Origin of the sequence: Bartonella jaculi, assembly GCF_039543045.1 — a bacterium.
Lineage (GTDB): Bacteria > Pseudomonadota > Alphaproteobacteria > Rhizobiales > Rhizobiaceae > Bartonella > Bartonella jaculi.
Map to the genome: position 1 here is coordinate 1 of NZ_BAABIZ010000051.1, position 5,008 is coordinate 5,008.

1 protein-coding gene is annotated in these 5,008 nt (G+C 36.9%); it reads right to left on the reverse strand.

The window, feature by feature from the left end:
- Positions 1-374: 374 nt before the first annotated feature.
- A partial coding sequence (locus tag ABD915_RS08870; protein ID WP_345117491.1) for a type ISP restriction/modification enzyme occupies positions 375-5,008 on the reverse strand: 4,634 nt, incomplete at its 5' end.

A 5,008-nucleotide genomic window follows, 5' to 3' on the forward strand; every position in this document is an offset into this window, starting at 1 on the left:
AATAGAATATATTTTGAAGGTATTTTGAGGGTTTGAGAAACCTTCAAAACCTATAAGCAAAATGAATATACATAACTCTCTTTAAATAAAGCTTTTAAAAAGGATAAATCTATCATTTGAGATTACGATATAACCTCTTAAAGGCAATCCAAAAGAAGCGTATTCACTTTAAGATGGGATTTCTTAAAAACCTTAAAGCAATCCAAATGACAGTGTTTAAAAGTGCAAATATTCTCTTTTTAGAAGAACGCAATGATAAATTATTTCTTTTAAGATTGTATGTAAGCAATTTATAAAAGAGGTATAAAACCTATAGTTATGAGACCTTATACCCCTTGTGAGTTTATCATGCCCATTATGTGAGCATGGCAAGTCTATTCAGTTTCTCTCATTTCTAATTTTGGTAGGTTCTTAACGATTTTCATTGTTTCTAAACTTACCGTAATAACCCTTTGAAACAACTCTAAGGGATAAGCAGGGTTACCAATGGTTTCAACGGCATAACGATTAGCATCATTCACAATGCCGCTCTTTTTATCTGTCTTAACACATTGACGACCCATAACCCATTCAAGAGCAGGCTTGCCATTTACAATATACTCATAAGCTTCAAGAGGGATATCTGTTATCGTGATATTACTATTATAAATAACCGTCGATTTATCCTTTTCCTTACTATTTCCAAAGAATTTCATTTCAGTTACATAATAAAACTTTTCTGGATTAGAGATATCAGTCTGTTTTGGATTGCCTTTTTTAAAGGTCACTGGATAAGGTTTCACATCTTCATAATTTACATGCAAATGACCCAATTCACGACCTGCTGTAACAAACATCCAAAAATCTTCAACGCTTTTTACACAAGGGATACGAGGGAGTTCTTTGCATAAATTATCAGCATAACGAGTACGATAATCTTCTGAATGCAAAATCCCGTAAACATAATAGAATAGATCATCTTTTGTTATAGTTTCATTAGGATAAGCTGCTTTAAAATGTGCTAATCCCTCATCAGTAATGGCATCACGCCGTTGTAAATCAGTATTGTTGCTTTCTTCTGTAGAGTTCGTAAATAAATGGGATTGGTTATTATCTTTAGATTTTAAGGCTATAGGATCTTCATAAAAGTATCTTGGAAAGCATTGACAAGTATGCACAGTATGAAAATTAGGCAAAACCTTAGTCATTAAAACATAAAAGCCTGATTGAGTTCCGGTTCCTGTAATTTGTATCACTTTATTTTCAATTGCTTTACCCATCGGAAAAATACATGGAATTTGAGCAACCATTTCATTAAAAGCACGATTATAATAAAGCCATTGTTGTGTAAAAGGACGATATAAGCTTTGGATAAGGCATGTATTTTCAAACTCAAACAATTTTCCTTTAATTAAATGTTTTTTAAGATTAAGACTCCAACTAACTTTTCTTTCATCCGCATTAACAAAATTGTCTACAGTTTTGATACGTGTTTTGCGATCAGAAAGTGGATAAGTATTATTAAATCGTTCTACTTCGCTGTTATAAAAAGTAATCATATTACTCATGTTTTCAGCTAAAACTTCACAGCTTGAGTTATAAGCCCAAGCGTCACGATTGGTTTTTACACCACAAGAATAAATCTCAAAAAGCTTTTTATTATGACTTTTCTTATCACCTATGGTCTTATACCCCATGGCTAAAAATGTTTTGAAACTATCATCACGTTGGCCAAGCCAATCGCTATGTTTATCTGGTGTAATGATTTGCCAGCCCTTTTTATCCGTAATACCTCCAACACTACCCAAATACTCGAGAGCTGTAAGTTTTTCTTTTGTCGTGAGATTATGACCAATATCATGATAGTAAATTTTGCACTCTCCAGAAACATTGGGATTTTTGATAAACAGCGTCACCGCAATACCCGTCATGCTTCCATTGCCAAAAACATTCTCTCCTTCTTTGGCATTTCCATTGCTTAGGATATTTTTACGAATATCCCCCCGTAAATTGAGAACATAAATACTGGTAAATTCTTGGGTTAAAGATTTTCGTAAACCGTCCATTGTTGACTTTTCTACGTAACCCGAACCAGAAACAAAGCCGATTACCCCCGCATTATCAATACGATCACTCGCCCAGCGGATAGCACGAATATAACTATCATAAAGTGCTTGCATATTTTTTGCTTTCGATTGAGCTATATAAGTCTCACGAATACGATCATCTAATAGTGGATAAGGGGTATTCTTTGCATTATCATTAGCACTTTTTTGCCCTGTTGAATAAGGAGGATTACCAAAGATCACTTCGATATTTAGATTTTTCTGATGTTCTAAATATTCACTGTTTTCTTTAAATAATTTTTGTAGCAGACTTTTTTCTTCAAGCATCCGGAACGTATCGGTTAAACCAATATGCTTAAAGGGAATATAATCTCCTTTTATCAGGCTATGATAGGTTGCTTCAATATTAATCGCTGCTATGTAATAAGCCAGCAAAACAATCTCATTGGCATGGATATCATAACGGTATTTATATTCCATGTCCTCTGGTTTTATCAGTTTAGATTGTAACAACCGTGTGATAAAGGTACCAGTACCCGTAAAAGGGTCAAGAATAGAAACACCACGTGATCCTAAACTTTTTCCAAATTCATTGCGCAAGACATCATCAACAGAATGAATAATAAAATCTACAACCTCAACGGGGGTGTAAACAATCCCTAATTTTTCTACCGTACGGGGAAAAGCCTTGGTAAAAAAATCTTCATAAAGCTTGATAATAAGGTTCTGTCTTGCTTGGGGGGAAGTAATTCCAGAGGCACGGAATTTTACACTGTCATAAAACTCTTGTAACTCTTGAGAGATTTGCTTGATATTGGTTTTATCCAACTCAGCTAAGATCTTTTCCATAGCTTGCGAAATGGCATTGTTTTGCACAAATTCATTGCCATCAAACAAGGCTTCAAACACGGGGCGTGTTACAAGATGTTGTCCTAACATCTCAAGCGCTTCCTCTTGTTTGATTTCACTGTTTAAGTTGTTTTTTAGTTCTGTGTGAAAGCTCTCAAAAGCATGATAGGCTTCACTGGTCTCATCAGAAAGAGTTGTTTGAAGATGATTAATATGGTTTTGCGCAATCTCAGCAACATTACCAGCCCATATCCCCCAATAATCCGCAAGAGTAAATTTCTTAGCCAAAAGGGTTTTAAGGGCATTGGGAAATTCTTTATATAAGGGTAATCTTCCTGTTACGCTATGAATGGATTTTTTTGGTTCATAGGCTGCTTTTCCAATATCAAGCCCTGTGCTTTCTGGTTTCTCATAAACATGGATTTCATTCTCAACCGTGGTCATACTCTTTAAGGCAGCAATCTCTAATGTATGACTGACATCTTGACCTAAAATCATCTGGTTAAGGATTACTTCAAAGTTCTCATCATGAGAAAGCAAAGCATTGATCACTTGCCAAACAACACTGTATCTCTTGTTGTATTTTAAAGCCTCTTCAGCAGAAATCCCAGCCGGTATCCCAACGGGTAAAATGATATAACCTCTCTTCTTGCCTGGTGAGCGACGCATGATACGCCCCACCGCCTGTATCACGTCCACTTGGCTTTTGCGCGGGTGTAAAAACATAATCGCATCAAGAGCAGGAACATCAACACCTTCAGAAAGACAGCGTACATTGGTGAGCACACGGCAAGTATTTTCCCCCGCATCTTCCTTTAACCAATCAAGAGCTTCGTTACGTTTCTTGGCACTTTGTGTTCCATCAATATGCGCAAAGGTACACTGAAGAGGCGGGGTATCTTTATAGAGCTTATGAATACCAGACAATTCTTTCTGTATCTCTTGAGAGTTGAATGTATCACGGATACGTTCAGACGTTTTTATGTCTTTACAAAAAGCCAAAGCCCGCCGCATAGGGTTAGGGTCATCCCTCAAATCAACTTTTAGATCTATTTTACTCAAGGCTTGATAACAGCCTATGATCTTGGTTTTATCATCAAGAATAAGTTCATAATCATCATTGGTCATCAGATGTTGAATGGATTCACTCACTTCCTCTTCATTAACACCCAAAACAATAATCTTATAAGGAACTAAGAGTTCATTATTAACGGCTTTAGAGAATGTGTAGGTGTAAAGATTTTTCCCATAGAGCGCTTCATCGTCCATAGAGGCTAAAATGCCATTCATCTCATGGGCTTGCTTTTTAGCACTATCAGCAAAGATCTTAGGCGTTGCTGTCATGTAGAGGCGTTTTTTACCCCGAATGATGCTATTATCGTGAACTTTGATAAATTCAGATTCATGCTTGTCTGTTCCCAATACAACCCCAGTCGTACGGTGTGCTTCATCACAAATGATTAGATCAAATTCGGGTAAATCATATTCCTTTTGAGCATCGGAAATCACTTGAATGGAATGATAGGTCGAAAAGACCACGGTCATCACATCAAGAGAGGTCTTATTGGCTTTACGGGCAAGTTCTTTTGCATCCGTGGTAGCCGGTAAGACAAGATCAGAAGCATCAAGACCAGATTCATCATCATGTTTACTTTTACGACGCTTGCCCACTTGTGTATCCGAACACACGGCAAAGGAACGCAAGGGGATTTCTGTATCAATGGTCCATTCACGGATTGTTTGTGACATCAAAGCAAGGGAAGGTACCAGAAACAATACACGCTTGCCTTTTCCTGCTATGGTTTCTGCTATCTTAAGACTGGTAAAAGTTTTCCCTGTCCCACATGCCATAATAAGCTTGCCACGGTCTGCTTCTTGCAAACCTTCACAAACTCTCTCAAGCGCTTCTATCTGATGATCTAAAAGCTTTTTTTTCGGTTGTTCTTTAAGGACGGCTTGTCCTCTTTCTTTATAAGCCCCCCAATCGATTTGACTGTTTTCTAAATCAAACAGATTAATCTGTTGAATACGAACCTCTTGACCATCACAAGTGTTGTTCGCATTATCACTCCAATTGCTTTCGGTACTATCAACCAGAATACGACGCGTGAATA